This window comes from Lacinutrix mariniflava, from assembly GCF_001418015.1.
Lineage (GTDB): Bacteria > Bacteroidota > Bacteroidia > Flavobacteriales > Flavobacteriaceae > Lacinutrix > Lacinutrix mariniflava.
On record NZ_LIQG01000020.1, the window covers coordinates 326,958 to 350,311 of the forward strand.

A 23,354-nucleotide genomic window follows, 5' to 3' on the forward strand; every position below is an offset into this window, starting at 1 on the left:
TTTTTTAGTTTAAAAACATTAAATTAGTAAGACACTAATCAAACTACTATGGGACTATTTCACTATCACAATCTTGAGGATTCAGAAGTATTTATTTTCGACGACTTTTTAATCACTCAAATCAAAGAAGATGTTTTCGTTGAAGAAAGACATAACGAAAAATTAAACGAAATTATTCAAAAGTACTTTCTTGGCAAAAACATAGCCTATATTTCTAATCGTGCAAAATCATATTCAGTAAATCCATTGGTGTATCGTGAAACTGAAAAAATTCCAAATTTAGTAGCAGTTGCCATTATTCCTGAAACACTTAGCATGCGAAATAGCGCCGAATTTGAAAAAGAATTTTATGATAAGCCTTATGGTATTTTCGATAATTTATCTCATGCTGTCGAATGGGTACACGCTATCATTAAAGAACATAAAGTTAAATAGCATTTTTATTAACTTCTAGCTTTAAACTTTTCTCTGAATTTTCAATAGTTCTTCGGAAGCGCTTTTCATCCATTATAGTTTTCCACATGGGCACAATTTTTTTCAGCTTACGTTTTCCTTCTTCAGAATTAACAACCTCTGGAAACGCAATTTCAAAAACCTCCAACATAACATGTGTTGCAGTTGAAGCTCCTGGAGAAGCACCAAGCAAACAAGTAATACTTCCATCTTTACTCCTAACGACTTCTGTTCCAAACTGCAGTTTTCCGCCTTCATATTCGTCTTTTTTAATAATTTGAACACGTTGTCCAGCTATTAAAAGCTCCCAATCTTCGCTTTTAGCATCTTTTACAAATTTTCGTAAGTTATCCATCCTATCTTCATGAGATGCTGTTACTTGTTCAACTAGATATTTAGTAAGTGGCAAATTATCCCAAAACGCACTTAGCATTGGTTTTATATTATCGGCTTTTATAGATTTAAACAAATCTAAAGTCGATCCTTCTTTTAAAAACTTAGGACTAAATCCTGCAAATGGTCCAAACATTAATTGTCGTTTTCCATCTATAAATCGCGTATCTAAATGTGGAGTCGACATTGGAGGATCGTTTGGTCCTGCTTTACTATATACTTTTCCTAAATGTTGCTTTATTAAAGCCTCATTTTTACAAACCAACCATTCTCCACTTACCGGAAAACCGCCATAACCCTCTTTCTCTTCTATTTCAACTTTCTGCAACAACAATAAACTTCCACCTCCTGCTCCGATAAAAACATGTTTAGCATCAAATAGTTGCTTATCTCCTGTTATTGTGTTTTTCACCTTAACGGACCATTCAACATCATCGTCCGGATCAATATCTAAAACCTCTTCGTTACAATATACAGGCGTATTAAATTTAGTTTCTAGAATATGAAATAGTTTTTCGGTTAGCGATCCAAAATTCATTTCTGCACCACGTTCTATTCGCGTAGCAGCCATAACCTCATCGTCACTTCTATTCTCGGTTATTAACGGAAACCACTCTTTCATCTTATCTAAAGACTCAGTAAACTCCATGCCTTCAAACATAAAATGATCTTTTAAGGCTGCGAATCTTTTCTTTAGAAAATCGACATTATCTTTTCCCGTAACCCAACTATGGTGTGGCACTGGATTTATAAAATCCTCAGGATTTTCAATCAAATGCTCTTCAACTAAAAAACTCCAAAATTGTTTAGACAACTCAAACTGAGTACAAATTTTATAAGCTTTAGAGCAATCTACGGTGTCTCCTTTTTCTGGCGTATAGTTTAATTCGCATAAAGCAGAATGTCCTGTTCCTGCATTATTCCATGCAGCAGAACTTTCTTGAGCTGGTTTACTTAAACGCTCTAAAATTAAAATATTAATTTCTGGTTTAACCAATTTTACCATTAATGCCAATGTAGCACTCATGATACCTCCTCCCACACAAACTAAGTCGTAATCGTTATTAATAGTCATATAAAATAATTCTAAAGCCTAAAGATATACTTTTGTAATAAAAGTAATTATAATACTTTTATTAAAACTGTAAATTCGGATTATGAAGTTAAACAAATACATAGATCATACACTTTTAAAAGCTACAGCTACAAAAAACGATATTATAAAACTCTGTCAAGAAGCGAAGGCACATCAATTTTTTTCCGTTTGTGTAAATTCATGTTATGTTTCTTTAGCTAAAAAAGAATTATTAGACACAGATATTAAAATCTGTAGTGTTATAGGCTTCCCTTTAGGAGCAATGAGTACCAATACTAAAGTTCAAGAAACCAAACAAGCAGTATTGGATGGAGCAGATGAAATTGATATGGTTTTAAACATTGGTTTTCTAAAAAGCAAAGATTTTGATGCTGTTTCCGAAGATATTGAAGCCGTAAAAAAAGAAATGCCCAACAGAACACTTAAAGTAATTCTTGAAACCTGTTATTTAGAAGATTACGAAATAATTAAAGCTAGCGAACTTGCTATAAAATCTGGTGCAGACTTCATTAAAACATCTACTGGATTTGGAACAGGAGGCGCTACTATTAAAGATATAACACTCATGAAAGGTGTTATTAAAAATGGTACGACTAAAATAAAAGCTTCAGGCGGTATTAGAGACACTAAAACAGCTTTAGAATATATTAATATTGGTGTAGATAGAATAGGAACTTCTAATGGAATTGCTATTGTAACAGGAGGTGTTTCCGAAGAAAAAAATTATTAAACCTAGAACAACAAATCTCCTTTTAAGTACTTTCATCTTTTAAATCCAACAAAATATCCATACATATTGCAGTCTAAATAAGGCGATATTATTATATAGAAATCGATTAATAACAAAATAGATGGTAGTAACGTTTTTCGGGTTGCCAACAATGGCTCTTAACAAGAACACATAAAAATTAGAGACATTGTTATAAAAGCAGAAAATGTATGTATTAGTGACGCGTTTTATGCAAAGGATTTCGAATCTTATAAAAAATGGAGTAAATTTGCTGTGCTTGGCGCAGAAATGGAAACCGCCAGATTATACACCGATGTAGCAAAGCATAACGTTAATGCATTGACTTTATTAACTATTTTAGACTCTTTAATTGCAGAAAAATCTTCAACCAGTAAAGGACGAGAAAGTACTTTTTAAAACATGACCGAAACTGCATTATAACTTATTCAAATTTATTTTTTTTATGAAAAAACTACTCTTAATTTATCTTCTTATTATCACTTTCTCTTGCGCCAAAGCACAAAATGAAACAAAATTAAATGAAGAAACAACCACGTACTACCTTATTCGTCATGCTGAAAAAGACAAAAGCGACGCTACAAACAAAGACCCAAATTTGATAGAAAAAGGACTAGACAGAGCAGAAAAATGGTCTAATCATTTCAAAAACATTGATTTGGATGCTATTTATTCAACCAATTATAATCGTACCATGGCAACCGCTTCTCCTACAGCAACCAATCAAGAGTTAGAAATCACACCTTACAGCCCTAACACTTTAGATATTAAAACTTTTTTGGATGAAACTAAAAACCAGACCGTATTAATTGTTGGACATAGCAACACAACACCTGCTTTTGTAAATAAAATTTTAGGTGAAGAGAAATACGAATCCATAGACGAAGCTATAAATAGTAAACTTTTTATTGTTACAATTAATAGTGAAAACAAAATCAACTCTAAAGTAATTGAGGTTGACTAATCTTAATAAAAACCTTCAGCTCGAGACTATTACTATAGACTCCCACTCGAAATTAGTTAACCTAATACAACGTATTTATCCTCCTGCTTACAAGCATTTATGGAAAAATGAAGATTGTTCCTTTTACATTAACACCTTTTACAATCTCGAGCAATTACAAAAAGAGCTACTAGAAAAAGACGCTGAATATTATTTTGTTCTTTATAAAGATAAGCCTGTTGGTATATGCCGAATTCAGTTTCACGAGCCTTTAAACGCTAATAAAAAAGCAACTTACATTCATAGAATTTATTTAGGTATCGAAGCTCAAGGAAAAGGTGTCGCAAAAACTATTTTTAATTGGATTGAAACAAGAGCTAAAGCAAACAATACTAATTTATTGTGGCTAAAAGCAATGAATACTCAAGAACAAGCTATAAAATTCTATACAAAACAAGGTTTCCAAATAAGTGGTAAAACAAGTTTAAATTTCGATTTACTACACAAACCTCTAAGAGGAATGCTAATAATGACTAAGGAAATATAATAGTTCTTTTAAAAATGTTTAGTTTTGTAACACAATGCAGAAAACCGTAAATATACTTAATAAAAAAGCTAAATTTCAATACGAAATATTAGACAGATACTCAGCTGGAATCGTTTTATCAGGAACAGAGATTAAATCTATTCGTGATAGTAAAGCTTCTATTGCCGAAAGTTTTTGTGAATTTAACGAGAAAAATGAGCTATTCGTAATTAACATGACCATACAAGAATACGTTTATGGTAATTACTACAATCATGCACCCAAAGCAGAACGAAAGCTTCTATTAAATAAGAAAGAATTAAAAAAACTTGAAAAGGAAGTTACAAATTCTGGTTTAACTATTATTCCCTTACGTTTGTTTATAAACGATAAAGGGTATGCTAAGCTAGATATTGCTTTAGCAAAAGGTAAAAAGCTTTACGATAAGCGTGAAACTATTAAAGATCGTGATAGTAAGCGTGATTTGGCTCGAATAAAAAAAGATCATAATAACTAAAAAAAATAAAATATGATAAAGACTCTTAATAAAACACACGTGCTTTTGGGTCTTATAGTATTTTTTACAGCATTAAGCGTTTGCGCCCAAACCAATAAGGAATTTGCTCGTTTTTACTTTAAATTAGATGCTGAATTAGAATTCTCTTCACCAAAAGAAGTTTTAAATTATTCTGAATTAGTTAATTTAAACGCAAACTATACGTTTGAAATAAAAAAGGCATATGGGTTTACAAAGGCTCAGATTGAAAACCTTAGTCGGTTGTCTAAAACCAATTTTACTTTAAAAAACACCTTTAGAATAGAAGGTCTTTTTACAGAATCTGAAAGAGAATCTTTTCTTGAAACCTTAAAAAACACCGACCAATTACTTTACGCATATAGCGCAATCACAACGCCTATGCAACCTCCTCACGATATTGCTCCTACAACTAGTGATTTAGAAAGCAACCAAGGTTACATAGAATCTAATCCAGGTGTTAATGTAAGATATGCTTGGGATAACGGCATTAATGGAACAGGAATAAATATTAAAGCTGTAGAATACGGTATTAATACAAACCATGAAGATTTAGACCATACCAATGCTTCTTTAGCACCAAATACAACTATAAATACTAATGCATCAACTGCTTTTACAGAACATGGTACTGGTGTCGCAGGTATTGTTTTTGCAGATAAAGGTATTTATGGCGTAAGTGGCTTAGCACATGGTGCAAACGAATATGTACTCTATCCTGAATGGACAGAAGAGTATAATTACAATCGTGTTTTAGCGACTTCTAATGCCATTGCAGATTCTAGCGCTGGAGATATTATTATTTTCGAAATGCAAACCACTGGCTCTAATGATTTTGTTCTTGCCGAATATGAGCAAACTATCTGGGATCTTACAAAAGCAGCTACAGATGCAGGAATTGTAATTGTAGCCGCTGCAGGAAATGGAAACGAAGATTTAGACCATGCTTCTTACAGCAGCTATACTGCTCGAGGAGACAGTGGAGCTATTATAGTTGGCGCAGGAACTTCAGACTCGAACCATCACAAAATGAGCTTTTCTACCTATGGTTCTCGCGTAGATGTTCAAGCTTGGGGAGAAAATGTATACACTCTTGGTAACGCTTGTACATCTACAATAGTATTTGGTGGCGAGTTTAACCAAACATACAATTCTTGTTTTAGCGGAACCAGTTCTGCTACGGCAATAATAGGTGGTTTTACAGCTGTTTTGCAATCGCATGCTCTAACCCAGAACGGAAGCTATTTAACCTCTCAAGAATTAAGAACATTAATGATTAATACCGGAATACCTCAAGGTTCTGGAGGCCATATTGGTCCTTTACCAAATATGCAAGCCGCTATGTTAGCTTTAGACAACACCTTAAGCGTCGATTCTAAAAGTATTTCAAATTTTATAATGTATCCAAACCCTACTAACGGTGTTTTAAACATTAACTTAAATAGTTTTAATAACACGGCAAATTTAGAGATTCATAATTTATTAGGACAGCAAGTGTTTACTACTAATTTAACCAAAAGCAATAATAGTGTTTCTGTTAATAATCTATCTAAAGGATTATACTTAGTAACAGTAAAAACGAATAACACTACAGCTACAAAAAAATTAGTTATTAATTAAAATTGCGTTAAAACTAAAACCATAATTGTTTATTTTATTTAAGTTTGGTTAGTCTACAGGCAACCTTTTAAAAAAAAATTGCGTCTATAGTATAAAAACCAACCTTAAGCATGAATAAATACCAACTACTCTGCCTTTCTTTTATTATTGCAAATTTTTCTTTTGCCCAAGTTACTGGAATTGTATCCTCGAATACCGATGACACCTTGCCGTTTGTTAACGTTTACATAAACGATACCTACACAGGAACAACTACTAATGAAAATGGCAACTACACTTTAGACATTTCTAAAAAAGGAGATTACACCATTGTTTTTCAATATTTAGGCTTTAAAACACTTAAAAAGAGTATCTCCATAATGTCTTTTCCTTATGTTTTAGACGCTAAACTAGTTGAAGAAAATATATCTTTAAGTGAAGTGGTTATTAATTCCGAAGAAAATCCTGCAAACCAAATTATAAGAAACACTATTGCAAAACGTAAAGATGTTTTAGAAAAATTAAGCGAGTACAAAGCCAATTTCTATTCTCGCGGACTTATTAAAATTAAAGACGCACCTAAAAAAATATTTGGACAAGACGTTGACGAAATGCTAGATGTAGAATTAGACTCTACTAGAAGTGGTATTATTTATTTATCTGAAACCATTTCGGAAATTGAATATCAAAAACCAAAACGTTTAAAAGAGAAAATTTTAGCCTCTAAAGTCAGTGGAGATGCTAGTGGTTTTAGTTTTAATAACGCTACAGATGTTAACTATAACTTTTACCAAAACACATTCGATCTTGGTAACACTGTTATTTCTCCAATAGCAGATTATGCCTTTAATTACTACAATTACAAACTAGAAGGTGTTTTTTACGACGATAATAACAACCTCATCAATAAAATATTAATCTCACCAAAGCGCGATAATGACGCTGCTTTTTCTGGTTACATATACATTGTAGAAGACCAATGGTTACTTTATGCAACAGATGTTACTATTACAGGTAAACGCACTGGTATGGCACCTGTAGATTTATTAACCTTAAAACAAACATTCTCCTACTCTGAAACTGACAAAATTTGGGCATTAATTTCTCAAACTATAGATTTTAAATATGGGTTATTTGGTTTTAAAGGAGAAGGTAGATTTACAGCTATTTACAGCGATTACGATTTTACACCAGAATTTAACGCTAAAAATTTTACTAGAGAAATACTCTCCTTTGAAGAAAACTCTAACAAAAAAGACTCTCTTTTTTGGGATACAAAACGACCTGTACCTTTAACAGTCGAAGAATCTACAGATTATGTTAAAAAAGACAGCATACAACTTATAAAAGAATCTAAACCATACTTAGATTCTATCGATAAGGAGCATAACACATTTAAAATAGGAAATCTCTTAGGCGGTTACAGTTATCAAAACTCTCATAAAAACTATCGTTTTAGTATAGATTCGCCAATCGAAAAAATCACCTTTAACACTGTGCAAGGCTGGAACGCAAGTTTAGGCATGCGTTACACAAAAAATTACGATGAGTACAAGCGCTACTTTAGTATCGCTGGAGATGCAAACTTTGGAGAGGCAGACAATCGCTTACGCGGAACAGTTAATGCCCGCTATAAATTTAACTCAATTAACAATCGTATTATATCTCTTTCTGGAGGAGTTAAAACAGAACAGTTTAATAGTTCTAACCCAATTTCTAATACCGAAAACTTAGTGAGTACATTACTTTTTGAAGATAATTACATGAAACTTTATGATAGAACTTTTGCACAAGGACAATACTATCAAGAGATTATTAATGGTGTTAAATTAAATTCTTCATTAGGTTTCGAACGTAGAAAAGCATTATTTAATAATACAGACTATGTAATGGTTAACGAAGATCGTGATAATTACACAAGTAATAATCCGTTAAATGAAACAGATTTTACCTCTCGACCTTTTAACACTCATAATATTGCGAAGCTTAATGTGATTGCGACTATAAACTTTGCGCAAGATTATTTAAGCTATCCAGATGGCAAATACAATATGCCAAATAGTAAGTATCCAACACTGTCTTTTGGTTATGAAAAAGGCTTCGCAGCTACAGATTCTAATTATAACTTCGACCAGTTTAAAACAAGACTAAGACAACGCATACGCCTTGGCAATAAAGGTGAATTTGAATATAATACGCAAGCTGGTGTTTTTGCAAATGCAGACAACATTGCCTTCATGGATTACCATCACTTTAATGGCAACCAAACTAATGTAAAGTTAGATGGCTCTTATTTAAACTCCTTTAAAAACTTGCCTTATTATGCGTTAAGTACTAATGACAGTTATGCAGAAATACATACTGAATATCGATTTAATGGTTACATATTAAATAAAATTCCGTTAATAAATAAGCTTAACTTCAATCTTATTTTAGGTGCAAAAGCAGCCTTTACACAAGACAATAAACCGTATTCAGAATACTCAATTGGTGTAGATAATATTGGCTTTGGTAAGTTTAGATTCTTGAGAGTAGATTATGTACGCTCTTACCAAAGTGGCTTTGCGAATGACGCTGTAATGTTTGGGATAAGTTTTTAACAAATTCCTCCATAAGCAGGAATCTTCTGCTATAACATTCTACTTGACTTTGTCAAAAAAATAATCGAACTTCGTTTAACGTATAAAATAATAAAACGGTTTCATATCAATGACATTAGTCACAATATGAACACACACAAACTCAATGAAAAATAAAACTATCCGAATCGCATTGTCAAGTGTTTTAATATATCTGATTTTCAAAAAATCTTACAACATATTGATTGGATTACTTTTGTGGTTAAATGTGGAATTAAGAATCGAAAATGAATATGTTTTAATTTCGTTAAACATCATTATCGGAATTTTATCACTCTTGCTTTTGATTTTTTTATATAATCGATTTCTAAAAAAAGGAAAACTAAAAAATAAAGCAGTTTATACTTTAATTATAATTACAGTTTTTCTGACAATAGTTTTTGGCGGAATTAATAAACTATATTGGAGTTATTTAGCAAATATCGAAATGGATGAATCCCGACTCTCATATTTCGAATTTAGTTGGTCAAAAACTTTAGATATTGTTTTTCCCATTTTTGGTTTGATATATTTCTTATGGAAACTTAAAACGGATAAAAATACTGTGCCTAACATCGTATAAAAATAATTGCGGTTTAGTTGCTTAACCAAAGGTAGCTGCTTGCTTGTAACTACTCTTGCACGCAAACATTAAACAAACCGCTCAAAAAAAATTAATTCTTATCCTCTAAAAGCGGTACAAATCGAAACTCACCATACTCGATTTTATCAAACTCTTCCACTTCTTTTCTAACAAAAAGTACCGTAGTTTCTACGTAATCCCCTATAGAAACAACTGAACAACCATCAATTTACAATTACATCAATAATAATTTTGGTGAATTTAGTAAAACTTGTTCTTTTTTATAGCGAGATAAGAATTTCGTGCTATGCATTTCTAAGCTTGACTTTGTAAAAAAAATAGTCGAACTTCGTTTAACGTATGATATAAAACACTTGTGCTGAACTTGATTCAGTATTAAAACGGTTTCATATCAACGACATTGTGCCAATATCCAGAAACTTATATCCAATGTTTGAAAACTTAGAAAAATATTATGCCTTTTTAGAAAAGGACAACAGTCTGATTAGGAGTTATGGTATATCTAATAAGTTAAACTCTATTATAGAAAAAACTGAGGACGAGATTGAAAAAAAGATACTGTCATACGAGATGTTTTTCAATGATTTAAATTTTGAAAAAGGCAAATTAATTCCAAAACATTCAATAGGAGAAAAATCATATCCTGAATTGTCCTTATTTGACGACAACTTTGAGCACATAAAATCTAGAGCAACTTCGGAAGACATTTCAAATCCTCGAAACAAAGCTAAATACAATCACGTTATTTGGGTAAGCGCTGAGAAGCATATTGACTATGCAAAAAGAGCTATTGATAATTATTTTACATTTCTAAAAAATATAAGTTTACCCAAAGATGACAATTTAACTAATCGAGGTTTCGCTTTAAACTATGAAAACTTATTCATTTTAAGTGAAACTATAAACTACAAAAAGAAAGAGATAATTGAATTTCTTATAAGTCATTTGCATAAAGATGAACTAAACGGATATCAAAAATATTCTATTATGAACTTTATCCTTTCAGAAGGAAAAAAAGTGATTAACAAATATGTAGAAGATTTCTTTGACTATTCAAAATCCGTAATTGATAATACTTTGTATCCAGACTTTTCAAAAGAGTATTTAAACTTGTTAATTCGAATTTGCTCAAAACAAGGCGTTTCCGCTAAGGAATATCAGAATAAACTTGGTGACTTTCATATTATAGATTCTGAAAAACACAAAGAGAGTTTTGCTGTACATGATTACTATATTAGAGCATTAAAACAATATCAAAAGGCAGGTAATAAAGAAAAAGTAGAGGAAGTAACTTTATTAATTGAAAAAGCTAAGGACAACCTCAATTTTAAATCTATTGAGTCTGAACATTCAAGTCCTGAATTACAAAAATGGTGGGATAATCTAAAAGCGTATACAACAGAACTTACAGATAAGGGAGAAAGCAAAGAAATTTATGAATATCTAATATTAGCTAAAATATTCCCAAAAGCAGATGTGCTTGACAAAAAAGTGAAATCTGTTACGATGGATTTAGTTAGCACTATGAACTTTGATATTAATCGTAATGTTAGTAGTTCTGAAAATAATGGAATAAACGAATACAACATTCATATTCAAAATTTTTCCTTGCGTCACTTATGGTTAATATTCACTAAAGGTTTAAAAAATCAAAAGATTGGTTTTAAATCTTTGAAAGACTACTTTGAAAATCACACTTGGTATGGAGAAGATATTATCAGTACAAATGCTGATGGAGTAAAAGAAACATTCAATTGGCTTGACCTTTTAATGCCTTCATTTGCGAGTTATTTTTCGCAATCAGAAATTGATTTAAAAGAAAATAAAAATAGTGAAACTGGTTACATTTTATCAATTGACTCTTTAGTTTTAAAATTTGAAGGTGTTTTAAGGTCCTTTTCCAGAAATATTGGAGCGCAAACAATTGATATTAAAGAAAATGGTACTCAGGAAAGAATTTCATTTGATAAGCTTATTGAAAATGACAAAATTAAAGACATAATACCAGAAAATGATATTGCTTTTTTTAAATTTATATTCACATCAGAAGGTATGAATTTGAGAAATAATATTGCTCATTGTTTTTACAAACCTAAAAATTATTCAGCTGCTGTGATGTGGTTATTAACTTGTGCCTTTTTAAAACTTGGCAATTATAAATTTAATAAAATTGAGAAATAATACTAGGCACAACAATGTATTTAAAGCATAGCTAATATAGGTTTGCCGAAAGATTTGTGTGTGTTTTCGAAGACCACCAAATTTTTAAATTTGGCTTTTGAGAAAATTAAGTAAAAAGAAATATTTAAAAATTCGGCTCGTGTATAATCCAAAACGATAGTGTCTTTTTACACGCTATGTTTCATATACGTAACCATTAAACAAACCTCTCAAAAAAAATTAATTCTTATCCTCTAAAAGCGGTACAAATCGAAACTCACCATACTCGGTTTTATCAAACTCCTTCACTCCTTTTCTAACAAAAAGCGTCATAGTTTGCACGTTTTCTCCAACAGGTATAACCAAACGACCTCCAATTTCTAATTGCGCTAATAATGGTTTAGGCACAAAAGGAGCACCAGCAGTAACAATAATACTTTTAAAAGGCGCTTCTTCGACTAAACCTTTATAACCATCGCCAAAAATAAATTTCTTAGCCCTAAAACCAAGTTTTGGTAAAAACTTACTCGTTTTCTTAAACAGCTCTTGTTGTCTTTCTATACTATACACTTTGGCTCCTAAATCGCATAAAACTGCCGTTTGATAACCACTTCCAGTACCAATTTCTAAAACCTTGTCTCCTCTAGTAATTTGCATTAGCTCGGTTTGAAAAGCAACAGTATACGGTTGCGAAATAGTTTGATCTGCAGCAATAGGAAACGCTTTATCTTGATAAGCATGGTCTAAAAATCCAGAATCCATAAACAAATGACGTGGTATTTTACCAATAGCATTTAACACTGCCTTATCAGTAATGCCCTTGTTTATCAATATGCTAACGAGTTGTTGCCTTAAGCCTTTATGTTTAAAATTATCTTGCAAAATTATGGAGAGTTTAGAATGCTAAAATTAATAAAGATATTTCGTTTTAAAAGTAAATAGCCAATTTAAATTTTATTGTCAATCTCAATTAAAATTTTAATCAAATTTGCGAAATTCGTAGCTAAATATCTTATTTTTGAACAAAACGTAAATAGAATGATAAACGCTGGAGTTTTAGGTGCTGGACACCTAGGGAAAATTCATTTAAGACTACTTAAACAGTCTGAAAAATATAACCTTATTGGTTTTTACGATTCTAGTGAAGAAAACGGTAAAAAAGTAGAAGCAGAATTTGGTTACAAATACTTTAACTCTATAGAAGCTTTAATAGACGCTGTAGATATGGTAGATATTGTAACACCAACATTATCTCATTATGATTGTGCTAGACAAGCGATTGCTAAAGGCAAGCATATTTTTATAGAAAAGCCTATTACAAATACCGTTGAAGAAGCCGAAACGTTAAGAACTTTAGTTGCCGAACACGGTGTTAAAGGTCAAGTTGGGCATGTAGAGCGTTTTAATCCTGCATTTATAGCGATAAAACACCAATTGGATAGTCCAATGTTTATTGAAGCACACCGTTTGGCAGAATTTAATCCAAGAGGAACAGATGTTCCTGTGGTTTTAGATTTAATGATTCATGATATTGATGTTATTTTAAGTGTTGTGCAATCTAAAGTAAAAAGTGTCTCTGCAAGTGGCGTTTCAGTAATTAGTGATACTCCCGATATTGCAAATGCACGCATAGAATTCGTAAACGGTTGCGTTGCAAATTTAACAGCAAGTAGAATTTCTTTAAAGAATATGCGTAAAACGCGTTTCTTTCAAAAAGACGCTTACATTTCTGTAGACTTTTTAGAAAAGAAATGTGAAGTTGTAAAAATGAAAGATGCTCCAGAAACTCCAGGAGATTTTGATATGATTCTTCAAAATGCTGAAGGTATAAAGAAGCAAATTTATTTCGATAATCCAGACGTTTCTAGTAACAACGCTATTTTAGACGAGTTAGAAAGCTTTGCTGAAGCTATAAACACCAACACAAAACCAATAGTTACATTACATGATGGTACTGAGGCTTTGCGTGTTGCAACCATGATTATTGATCAGTTTTAATTCCCATGAAAATGGGAATCTTATAAAACAAATCGTTATTATTAAGAAACAAATACAGAAGTAATCTCTTCAAATTATAAAAAATCACATTTAGGTTATTAAACAAACAGATTGCCACGACTTAAAAAAGTCTAGCAATGACAAAAAATTATTTATGAAAAACGTAGCAGTAATTGGAGCAGGAACTATGGGAAATGGTATTGCTCATACCTTTGCACAATCAGGTTTTAAAGTACAATTAATAGATATAAGTGAAGATTCTCTAAAAAAAGGATTAGCAACTATTGCTAAAAATTTAGACAGAATGGTCGCTAAAGAAAGAATTACAGAAGCTAACAAAGCTGAAACTTTAGCCAACATTACTACCTATACTAGTGTTAACGAAGGTGTTAAAAACGCAAGTTTAGTTGTAGAAGCTGCAACAGAGAATTTAGATTTAAAATTAAAGATATTTAAGCAGTTAGACGAGGCTTGTGCTCAAGATACTATTCTAGCAACAAACACATCGTCTATCTCAATTACACAAATTGCGGCAGTAACTTCTCGCCCAGAAAAAGTAATTGGAATGCATTTTATGAATCCTGTACCAATTATGAAATTGGTAGAGATTATACGTGGTTATAATACAAGCGACGAAGTAACCAATACCATTATGGATTTATCTAAAACATTAGGTAAAACACCAACTGAGGTTAACGATTATCCAGGTTTTGTTGCCAACCGTATATTAATGCCAATGCTTAACGAATCTATAGAAACATTATATAATGGTGTTGCTGGAGTTGAGGAGATTGATACTGTTATGAAATTAGGAATGGCACACCCAATGGGTCCATTACAATTAGCAGATTTTATAGGTTTAGACGTTTGCTTATCTATATTAAACGTAATGCACGACGGCTTTAAAAACCCTAAATATGCACCTTGTCCTTTACTAGTAAATATGGTTCGTGCAGGAAAACTAGGTATTAAATCTGGTGAAGGTTTTTACGATTATTCTGAAAGCAGAAAGGCTGAAAAGGTTTCGAAGCAGTTTTTGAAATAAAAATTGTAGTCACAGTGTTCATTCAGAGCATCACTCGACAGTAATTGTCATTGCGAAAAGTGACGAAGGAACGACGTGGCAATCTCATAAAAAGAGTTACTTACATTAAGAGATTGCCACGTCCTTTGTTCTCGTAATGACAGTTATATTTTAAAAAAAAATTAATGATTAAGTTTATTACTCTTTGTTTTCTATGTATAACCATTATTTCTTGTAAAGAAGAAGTTAAAACGAAACAAGTTGTAAAAAACACAACTCAGGTAATAAGTATAGCAAAAGACACTATTAAAAAAACAGACTACAAAATTCTTTTTAAAAACAATCCCGAATACGTTTCGAACGGTTTCGATTTCCCTGTTGGAAAACCAGATGCTAAAAACTATTACAACGCTCAAAAGTTTCAAGAAAACAACCATTTAGGAGACGACTGGAATGGTGTTGGTGGTGGAAATTCAGATTTAGGAGATGCTATTTATGCTATTGGAAATGGTTATATAAGCGAAGTTAAAGATTATAGTGGTGGTTGGGGAAATGTACTTAGAATCGTTCATTTAAAAAACAATACACTTTACGAATCGCTTTACGCACATTGCGATACTATTTTAGTTTCAGAAAATCAGTTTGTAAAAAAAGGCGATAAAATTGCAACTATTGGTAATAATAGCGGTCAATATTGGGCACATCTTCATTTAGAAGTTAGAGATTCCGTAAATTTAGATATTGGTCCAGGTTACTCTAATGACATCTCTGGTTATTTAGATCCTACGCAATTTATAAAAAAGAATAGAAAATAATTAAAACAGATTCCGGCTTTCGCAGGACGTAAACATGGCAAAAATAATTCCGTTTCAAGCAGTAAAACCAACGCGAGATAAAGTGAGCCTTGTGGCCTCTCGCTCGTACCAAAGTTACACGCAAGAAGAACGCGAAGGACGCTTAAATTATAATCCGTTTTCTTTTTTACACATTGTAAATCCTGGTTATAAGTACGCTAAAGAAATTTCTGGTGAAGCCCGCTATCAACTAGTAAAGAACAGGTATTTAGAATTTAAAGAAGATGGTGTTTTTGTTAAAGATAAAAAGCCCTCTTTTTACATTTATAAAATTGTAGATCGCGACAAGCAAACCTTTAATGGTATTGTTGCCGCTGCAAGTGTAGCAGATTACCAAAATGATATTATAAAAAAACACGAAGACACTATTGCTAGTCGTGAAACCGTTTTTAAAGACTACCTAAAAACTGTTGGATTTAATGCAGAACCTGTACTCCTAACCTACTCAGATAATGATGCTATTTCAAATATTTTAAAAGAAATACAACAACAGCGCGCAGAATTTGAATTTACAACAACCTATCGCGACACACATTATTTATGGCAAATAGACAACGAAGCACATATTAAAATTATTACTGAAGCTTTTGCAAAAATGGAAACGCTTTATATTGCCGACGGCCACCATCGCTCGTCGTCGTCAAACTTACTGTGTAACGCCTTAAAAGCTGAAAACAAAAACCATAAAGGTGATGAAACTTATAATTACTTTATGAGTTTTTTAATTCCAGAATCTGAATTACAAATTCATGAGTTTAATAGACTTGTTAAAGATTTAAACGGATTAACTAAAGAAGAGTTTTTAATTGAATTGGACACCATTTATCGAATAGAAAACAGAGGTATTATGCCTTACAAACCATCGAAAGCGCATCATTTTAGTATGTATTTGGATGGCGAATTTTATTCTTTATATTTACGAAAAACCTACTATGAGTTTAAAACATCGTTAGACGAACTTGATGCTCAACTACTCTACCAAACTATTTTAAAACCGCTTTTAGGAATTAGTGATTTACGTAATGATAATCGAATAGATTACCTAAGCGGAAAAAAAGATATTATAAACCTTAAAAGCAAAATAGATAGCGGTGAATTTAAAGTTGGTTTTGGCATGGTTCCTGCCACAATAGAACAAATGAAACACATTGCAAACGATGGTCTTAAAATGCCACCAAAGAGTACTTATATTGAACCTAAACTGAGGAGTGGTGTAACTATTTATGAGTTTTAAATTATGAGAGTTTTATTAGTTATAATTTTATTTTATTCATTACTTAGTTGTAAAGAGAAGGCTGAAAAAAAATTAGAAACTAAAAAAATTGACACTCTGCTTTATTCATATAAACACCATCATGGATTTATGAAACTCATCCTGTTTAGTGACAAAAAATTCAAATTTATTAATCAAGTTCATCAAGAATTAGGGATTTCTGAGACTACAGGCACCTATATTCATGAAAATAACGTCCTAAATTTACAACCTCTTCTATGTAAAGAATGTGAATTTAATGAAGTAAACGAAATTTATAAATTAGTATGTGATACAATAGAATTTTCTTGCCTTAAATTACAAGTTAAAACTAATTATTTCACATTTAATTGGAAAAACAATGACTATCTTTTATCGGAAGAATCTGATCAGATTCAAGAAGTTGGTAAAAATCAAAATGATTTTAATCGATTTATTAATAATTATAATGAAGGATATGAACCAACAGATCATGGTCGCTATTTAATCTCTAAAACAAATAAAATAATAAATAAGGAATTACCAATTGATTCCTTTCCAGAAAAATACAGAAATTTATTTCTAACAAAATGACTATAAAACAAAACCTAAACGCAATAAAACAAACACTTCCAGAACACGTAACATTAGTTGCTGTTTCTAAAACGAAACCGGTTAGCGATTTAATGGAAGCCTACACTACTGGACAACGCATTTTTGGAGAAAATAAAATCCAAGAAATGGCAGACAAGTATGAAGAAATGCCTAAAGACATCACGTGGCACATGATTGGACATGTACAACGCAACAAGGTAAAATACATGGCTCCTTTTGTAAGTTTAATTCATGGAGTGGAGAGTTTTAAGCTCCTTAAAGAAATTAACAAACAAGCTTTAAAACATGACAGAGTTATTGACTGTTTGCTTCAAATTAAAATAGCAGATGAGGATTCTAAATTTGGAATGACACCAAAGGAAGCTTCAGATATATTACAATCGGAGGATTTTTCAGCATTAAAAAATATTAAAATTAATGGTGTTATGGGAATGGCCACTTTTACAGAAAACACCAATCAAATTGAAAAAGAATTCAAGTTTTTAAAATCTACTTTCGAGGATTTAAAAGGACTGAATACTCAAAACTGCCAATTGCATACTATATCGATGGGAATGAGTGGCGATTACAAACTAGCAATTGACTGTGGTAGTACAATGGTTCGCGTTGGAAGTAGTATCTTTGGTAGCAGAAATTATAACTAGTCGTTTAATAAAAAGAATACACTATTTACACAATAATAGACATAGAAACCACAGGTGGTAAGTATAACGAAGAAGGCATAACGGAGATTGCTATTTATAAATTTGATGGTCACGAGGTTGTAGACCAATTTATTAGTTTAGTAAACCCGGAAAGAGAGATCCAACCTTTTGTAGTTAACCTTACAGGCATTAACAGTAACATGCTAAAGAATGCACCTAAATTTTACGAAATAGCTAAACGCATTGTAGAAATTACAGAAGGTTGCGTTCTTGTTGCACATAATGCACAGTTTGATAATAGAATTCTAACTACAGAGTTTAAACGTTTAGGTTTCGATTTCGATCGCGAAACACTATGTACAGTAGAATTAGCAAAAACACTAATTCCAGATCTACCTTCTTACAGTTTAGGCAAATTAGTGCGTTCTTTAGGAATACCTGTTACAGATAGACATCGTGCTTCTGGAGATGCATTAGCAACAGTGAAACTATTTGAATTATTATTGAGTAAAGATGTTGAGAAAACCATTATACAAACCTTTCTAAAAAAGCATCCTAAACTACAATTAGAGCCAAAACTTACAGACATTATTGCCCAAATGCCTTCTGAAACTGGAGTGTATTACATTCATAATAAAGAGGGTAATATTATTTACATTGGAAAGAGTAAGAATATTAAAAAACGGATAAACCAACACTTTACAGGTAACGATAGGAAATCTAAAAAAATCCAGGTTCAAGTTGCAACAGTAACTTACGATGCGACTGGAAGTGAACTCATTGCTTTATTAAAAGAGAGTCACGAAATTAAACAGAACAAACCTATTTTTAATCGTGCCTTGCGAAAAACTAAATTTTCTCATGCATTATACAGTTCAATAGACAGTAATGGTTACATAAATTTAACTATTGATGTTTCCGATGGTCGTAAAAAATCGATCACAACTTTTAGTAATAGACAAAGTGCCAAAGACTTTATGCATCGTGCAGTAGAAACGTATTCTTTATGTTTAAAACTTACGGGTTTAGAAAAAACAGCTGACAGTTGTTTTAGATATGAATTGAAAGAATGTGAAGGTGCTTGTATAAATGAGGAAAACACCGATATTTATAACGAAAGAGTTCAGCAGTTTATTGAAAAGTATAGCTATAAAGATCAAAACATGATTATTGTAGACAAAGGTAGAAAGGTTGATGAGCGTAGTGCTATTTTAATAGAAAATGGTGTTTTTAAAGGCTATGGTTTTTACAATTTAAACCATCAATTAAACAACATAGACATCTTGAAATCTATTATTATTCCAATGGAAAATAATAGATATACGCAGCATATTATACAAAGCTATCTGCGTAAAAATAAACGCCTTAAGATTTTAAAATTTGAGCCTAATACAAAAGAATAATCTTTTTTAGTATTTTTGATTTATGAGTAAAACAAGTAAACCTAACTGGAAAAATAAACTCCACGAGATTATCTACGAAGCAGATACTCCTGAAGGGAAATTGTTTGATGTTGTATTACTTATTTTTATTCTTGCTAGTATTGCATTAGTTATGCTAGAGAGTGTTAGCACAATAGATAAAAAATATCACAACATATTATATATTGGAGAATGGATAGTTACTATCCTCTTCTCAATAGAATACATTGCACGAATAATTACTGTAAATAAGCCTAAAAAATACATTTTAAGCTTTTATGGAATTATCGATTTATTATCTACCGTACCAATGTATTTATCTTTCTTCTTTGTTGGTGGCCATGCTTTAGTTGCTTTAAGAGCATTGCGTCTATTAAGAGTTTTTAGAATTTTAAAATTAGCTAGATATCTTGGTGCTTCTAACAAATTAGCTGGAGCTATAAAAGCAAGTCGTGCAAAAATATCTGTATTTCTATTTGCCGTTATTATTGCTGCTATTATTTTTGGGACCTTAATGTATTTAGTAGAAGGTGAAGAAAATGGCTTTAATAATATCCCAAAAAGTGTCTATTGGTGTATTGTAACATTAACCACTGTAGGCTTTGGAGATATTGCACCGCAAACACCTTTAGGACAACTTATTGCTACTATTATTATGATAATGGGTTATGGTATTATTGCTGTTCCTACAGGTATTGTTTCGGCAGAATATACTCGAAGTGCTAATAAAAAAGACGAAGAAAACAAGACAGAGCCAGATAAGATTAATCTTAATTCTCAAAATTGTCAAAATTGTTTGACAGCTAATCATATAGACGGAGCTGAATATTGCTATAATTGCGGTCACAACCTCCATATAGAATAATTCTACACATTGAATTCTCAAAACAAATACCTTATTTCCATAGTAGGACCTACTGCCATTGGAAAAACCAGCTTGAGTATTAAACTCGCTAATTTTTTTAATACTGAAATACTTTCGGCAGATTCTCGACAGTTTTATAAAGAAATGCAAATTGGCACAGCTGCACCAACGGCTGAAGAATTAGCACAAGCGAAACACCATTTTATACATAACAAGTCTATTGAAGACATCTATAATGTTGGAACTTTTGAAAAAGAAGCTATAGCAACATTAGACACTTTGTTTAAAGCACACGATGTTGTTATAATGGTTGGTGGCTCTGGCCTTTATGTAGATGCTGTTACAAAAGGATTAGATTACTTTCCTGAAGTAGATAAAAGCATCAGAGAACGCTTGAATTTGGAGTTACTTGAAAATGGCCTAGAAACACTTCAGCTACAGCTTAAAACATTAGATATCGATGCTTACAATACAATAGCAATAGATAATCCAAAGCGTGTTATTAGAGCTTTAGAAATTTGTATTGGAAGTGGAAAACCTTATTCTTCATTTTTAAATAAAGATAAAAACAATCGTAATTTTAAAACTATAACTATAGGTTTAACTGCAGAAAGAGCAATAATTTACAATCGTATTAACAAACGTGTGGATATTATGATAGCTGACGGACAGCTAGAAGAAGCCAAATCTCTTTTAGACAAACAACATCTTAATGCTTTGAATACTGTTGGCTACAAAGAGTTGTTTAATTATTTAAAAGAAGAATGGACGCTTGATTTTGCAATTGAAGAAATGAAGAAGAATTCTCGTCGTTTTGCTAAACGCCAGTTAACGTGGTTTAAACGAAATGAAGACACCGTCTGGTTTGATTATGAAACCGAATCGCCAGAGATTATCTCCAAAGTACAAAGTAAAATGCAATAGAGCACTTTCTACTATTAAACTAATAGTATCTTAGTGTTAAGAATTAACTTTATGAAAGAAAAAATATTACATTTTTTTAGGCTAGTTTATAGATTAAAAGATAACATCGCATTCTATCCATCGTTAATAGGATTGGCTGGCTTTACCTTTGCCTATATTATGTTTTACTTAGAAGAGCGCGGTATTTCTAAATATTTACTAGATGTAACACCACAATTAGTTATAAATAATACCGAAACTGCACGTGCACTTTTAACCACTTTTATCGCTGGTTTAATATCTATTATGGTATTTAGTTTTACTATGGTAATGAGTATATTAAGTCAAGCATCTAGTAATTTCTCTCCTAGATTATTACCCGGATTGATATCTAATAGAAAACATCAAATTGTATTAGGTTGCTACCTTGCTTCCATTATTTACTGTATAATTATTTTGGTATATATAGAACCAGATGGTAATAAATACCAGCTCCCTGGATTCTCAGTATTATTTGCGATTATAGCTATGCTTATGTGTCTTGCCGCTTTTATATATTTTATACATTCTATTTCTCAAGCCATACAGATTAGTAATATTATGGAGAAGATTTTTTTATCTTCTAAAAGTCGCTTGGATATTTTAATTAAAAATGAAGATGAGAATGATGATATAAAGAAATTTGAAGACACTAAAAACTGGGAAAGATATCCTTCTAATATAAGTGGTTATCTACAAGATGTTTCTTTAAAAAATATTGCAAATATTGCAAAAGAGACTAATACAAGAATTCAAGTAACACCTGTAAAAGGAACATTTGTTTTAACTGAAGACGATTTATTTAGAGCAGACAAGAAACTTGATGACGAGCAAGTAGAAAAGATTCTTAGACTTTTTGTTTTCGCACAAAGCGAAATGATAGAAGACAATTATGCTTTAGCCTTTAAGCAACTTACTGAAATTGCGGTAAAAGCAATGTCTCCAGGCATTAACGATCCTGGAACTGCAATTAATGCCATAGATTATCTTACGCAACTCTTTGCTGTAAGATTAAGAAAAAACGATGTTACCTATACTAAAATAGATGATGAGATTAGAGCGACCATGAATACGTTAACTTTTAAAGAATTGTTATTTCAAGTTATGGCTGCTTTAAGAACGTATTGTAAACACGATATTATTATAGTTCAAAAACTTTTAACCATGTTATATAGCTTAAAATCCATTTGTAAAAATGAAGTGTATAGCGATGCTATTGAGACGGAAACAGAACAATTAAAACGAGATGCTAAAGAGAGTATTAAAAACGAGAGAGACCTTTCGTTTTTAAGAATTAACACATAAAAAAATACTTTAACATCACTAAAAACCACTGACATGAGGTGTTTTTTTATGTAAATTTAAATTTTGTTGATTACTCTGGAGTTACAACTAATCTAAAACCTTCACCATGAATGTTTAGTATTTCTACTTTATCATCTACTTTAAGGTATTTACGTAATTTAGCGATATAAACGTCCATACTTCTAGATGTAAAATAATTATCATCTCTCCATATTTTTGTTAATGCTAATTCTCTTGGCATTAAATCGTTTTCATGTAAAGCTAATAAACGTAATAATTCATTTTCTTTAGGAGACAATTTTGTTGCTTCACCACCTTTATAAGTAAGAAATCTTAATTTAGAATTAAGGTCGAAATTACCAATTTTAAATTCAAATTGCTTACTATCCGCAACTGTATCTGTTGCTTTTCTAGTCATGATTGCTTTAATTTTCATTAAAAGCACCTCACTATCAAAAGGCTTATTAAGGTAATCGTCTGCTCCTACTTTATAACCTTTAAGTACATCTTCTTTCATTGCTTTTGCAGTAAGAAAGATAATTGGCACTTCAGCATTTTTTTCTCTAATTTCTTTAGCGAGTGTGAAACCGTCTTTATAAGGCATCATAACATCTAAGATACAAAGGTCATAATCGTCCTTTTTAAACTTTTCGAAGCCTTCCATACCATTTTTAGCATGGACAACTGCGTAGTCATTCATCATTAAATAATCTTTTAAAACTGTTCCAAAATTTGGATCATCCTCAACTAATAATATTTTCTTTTCTTGTTCGTCCATAA

At 31.5% G+C, this 23,354-nt stretch carries 23 protein-coding genes; 20 read left to right on the forward strand and 3 right to left on the reverse strand.

Features of this window, described 5'->3' with window-relative positions:
* Nucleotides 1-48 precede the first annotated feature (48 nt).
* Complete coding sequence (locus ASC44_RS04800) at nt 49-435, forward strand: hypothetical protein (protein ID WP_055446483.1); 387 nt, start codon at nt 49-51, stop codon at nt 433-435.
* On the opposite strand, the gene mqo is transcribed toward ASC44_RS04800, so the two are convergent.
* Nucleotides 428-1,921 (reverse strand): malate dehydrogenase (quinone), encoded by a 1,494-nt coding sequence (gene mqo / locus ASC44_RS04805; protein WP_055446484.1) that lies wholly within the window; start codon nt 1,919-1,921, stop codon nt 428-430. The genes ASC44_RS04800 and mqo overlap by 8 nt on opposite strands.
* 82 nt (nt 1,922-2,003) lie before the next feature.
* On the opposite strand from mqo, the gene deoC reads away from it, so the two are divergent.
* The 9 genes from deoC (at nt 2,004) to ASC44_RS04845 (ending at nt 11,696) form a co-directional block, all read left to right on the forward strand.
* On the forward strand, nt 2,004-2,672 hold the full coding sequence (gene deoC, locus ASC44_RS04810) for a deoxyribose-phosphate aldolase (RefSeq protein ID WP_055446485.1): 669 nt from the start codon (nt 2,004-2,006) through the stop codon (nt 2,670-2,672).
* Nucleotides 2,673-2,960: 288 nt separating this feature from the next.
* Nucleotides 2,961-3,089: a hypothetical protein gene (locus ASC44_RS18435; protein WP_275044197.1), complete on the forward strand. Its 129-nt coding sequence runs from the start codon at nt 2,961-2,963 to the stop codon at nt 3,087-3,089.
* Nucleotides 3,090-3,135: 46 nt separating this feature from the next.
* Nucleotides 3,136-3,654, forward strand: coding sequence for a SixA phosphatase family protein (locus ASC44_RS04815; RefSeq protein ID WP_055446486.1), 519 nt, complete (start codon nt 3,136-3,138; stop codon nt 3,652-3,654).
* Nucleotides 3,647-4,180, forward strand: a complete 534-nt coding sequence (locus ASC44_RS04820) for a GNAT family N-acetyltransferase (RefSeq protein WP_055446487.1) — start codon at nt 3,647-3,649, stop codon at nt 4,178-4,180. Before ASC44_RS04815 ends, ASC44_RS04820 begins: the two co-directional genes overlap by 8 nt.
* A gap of 34 nt (nt 4,181-4,214) precedes the next feature.
* Nucleotides 4,215-4,676, forward strand: coding sequence for an SsrA-binding protein SmpB (gene smpB / locus ASC44_RS04825; RefSeq protein WP_055446488.1), 462 nt, complete (start codon nt 4,215-4,217; stop codon nt 4,674-4,676).
* 12 nt (nt 4,677-4,688) lie between these two features.
* Nucleotides 4,689-6,314, forward strand: a complete 1,626-nt coding sequence (locus tag ASC44_RS04830; protein ID WP_083476240.1) for a S8/S53 family peptidase — start codon at nt 4,689-4,691, stop codon at nt 6,312-6,314.
* 110 nt (nt 6,315-6,424) lie between these two features.
* Nucleotides 6,425-8,893, forward strand: coding sequence for a DUF5686 and carboxypeptidase regulatory-like domain-containing protein (locus ASC44_RS04835; protein WP_055446490.1), 2,469 nt, complete (start codon nt 6,425-6,427; stop codon nt 8,891-8,893).
* 145 nt (nt 8,894-9,038) lie between these two features.
* On the forward strand, nt 9,039-9,494 hold the full coding sequence (locus ASC44_RS04840) for a hypothetical protein (RefSeq protein WP_055446491.1): 456 nt from the start codon (nt 9,039-9,041) through the stop codon (nt 9,492-9,494).
* A gap of 450 nt (nt 9,495-9,944) precedes the next feature.
* Nucleotides 9,945-11,696: a DUF4209 domain-containing protein gene (locus ASC44_RS04845; RefSeq protein WP_055446492.1), complete on the forward strand. Its 1,752-nt coding sequence runs from the start codon at nt 9,945-9,947 to the stop codon at nt 11,694-11,696.
* A 219-nt stretch (nt 11,697-11,915) separates the two neighbouring features.
* Here the strand turns inward: ASC44_RS04845 and ASC44_RS04850 are convergent, their stop codons facing one another.
* Entirely contained in the window at nt 11,916-12,557 is a 642-nt protein-coding gene (locus ASC44_RS04850) for a protein-L-isoaspartate(D-aspartate) O-methyltransferase (protein ID WP_055446493.1), read from the reverse strand.
* Nucleotides 12,558-12,713: 156 nt separating this feature from the next.
* On the opposite strand from ASC44_RS04850, the gene ASC44_RS04855 reads away from it, so the two are divergent.
* From ASC44_RS04855 to ASC44_RS04900, 10 genes are all read left to right on the forward strand, one after another.
* Entirely contained in the window at nt 12,714-13,673 is a 960-nt protein-coding gene (locus ASC44_RS04855) for a Gfo/Idh/MocA family protein (protein ID WP_055446494.1), read from the forward strand.
* Nucleotides 13,674-13,827: 154 nt separating this feature from the next.
* Nucleotides 13,828-14,718: a 3-hydroxybutyryl-CoA dehydrogenase gene (locus tag ASC44_RS04860; protein WP_055446495.1), complete on the forward strand. Its 891-nt coding sequence runs from the start codon at nt 13,828-13,830 to the stop codon at nt 14,716-14,718.
* 164 nt (nt 14,719-14,882) lie between these two features.
* Nucleotides 14,883-15,512, forward strand: a complete 630-nt coding sequence (locus ASC44_RS04865; protein WP_055446496.1) for a peptidoglycan DD-metalloendopeptidase family protein — start codon at nt 14,883-14,885, stop codon at nt 15,510-15,512.
* 34 nt (nt 15,513-15,546) lie between these two features.
* Nucleotides 15,547-16,785, forward strand: coding sequence for a DUF1015 domain-containing protein (locus tag ASC44_RS04870; RefSeq protein ID WP_055446497.1), 1,239 nt, complete (start codon nt 15,547-15,549; stop codon nt 16,783-16,785).
* 3 nt (nt 16,786-16,788) lie between these two features.
* Nucleotides 16,789-17,376 carry a hypothetical protein gene (locus tag ASC44_RS04875; protein WP_055446498.1) on the forward strand — a complete coding sequence of 196 codons (588 nt, stop codon included), beginning with the start codon at nt 16,789-16,791 and terminating at the stop codon, nt 17,374-17,376.
* Nucleotides 17,373-18,041: a YggS family pyridoxal phosphate-dependent enzyme gene (locus ASC44_RS04880; protein ID WP_055446499.1), complete on the forward strand. Its 669-nt coding sequence runs from the start codon at nt 17,373-17,375 to the stop codon at nt 18,039-18,041. Before ASC44_RS04875 ends, ASC44_RS04880 begins: the two co-directional genes overlap by 4 nt.
* A gap of 23 nt (nt 18,042-18,064) precedes the next feature.
* Nucleotides 18,065-19,444 carry an exonuclease domain-containing protein gene (locus ASC44_RS04885; protein ID WP_055446500.1) on the forward strand — a complete coding sequence of 460 codons (1,380 nt, stop codon included), beginning with the start codon at nt 18,065-18,067 and terminating at the stop codon, nt 19,442-19,444.
* Nucleotides 19,445-19,466: 22 nt separating this feature from the next.
* Complete coding sequence (locus tag ASC44_RS04890; RefSeq protein WP_055446501.1) at nt 19,467-20,327, forward strand: ion transporter; 861 nt, start codon at nt 19,467-19,469, stop codon at nt 20,325-20,327.
* A 9-nt stretch (nt 20,328-20,336) separates the two neighbouring features.
* A complete protein-coding gene (gene miaA, locus ASC44_RS04895) occupies nt 20,337-21,251 on the forward strand; it encodes a tRNA (adenosine(37)-N6)-dimethylallyltransferase MiaA (protein ID WP_055446502.1) in 915 nt (304 codons plus the stop codon).
* Nucleotides 21,252-21,302: 51 nt separating this feature from the next.
* A complete protein-coding gene (locus tag ASC44_RS04900; protein ID WP_055446503.1) occupies nt 21,303-22,574 on the forward strand; it encodes a DUF2254 domain-containing protein in 1,272 nt (423 codons plus the stop codon).
* 70 nt (nt 22,575-22,644) lie between these two features.
* Here ASC44_RS04900 and ASC44_RS04905 read toward each other — a convergent pair whose 3' ends face one another.
* On the reverse strand, nt 22,645-23,352 hold the full coding sequence (locus tag ASC44_RS04905; RefSeq protein ID WP_055446504.1) for a response regulator transcription factor: 708 nt from the start codon (nt 23,350-23,352) through the stop codon (nt 22,645-22,647).
* Nucleotides 23,353-23,354 lie beyond the last annotated feature (2 nt).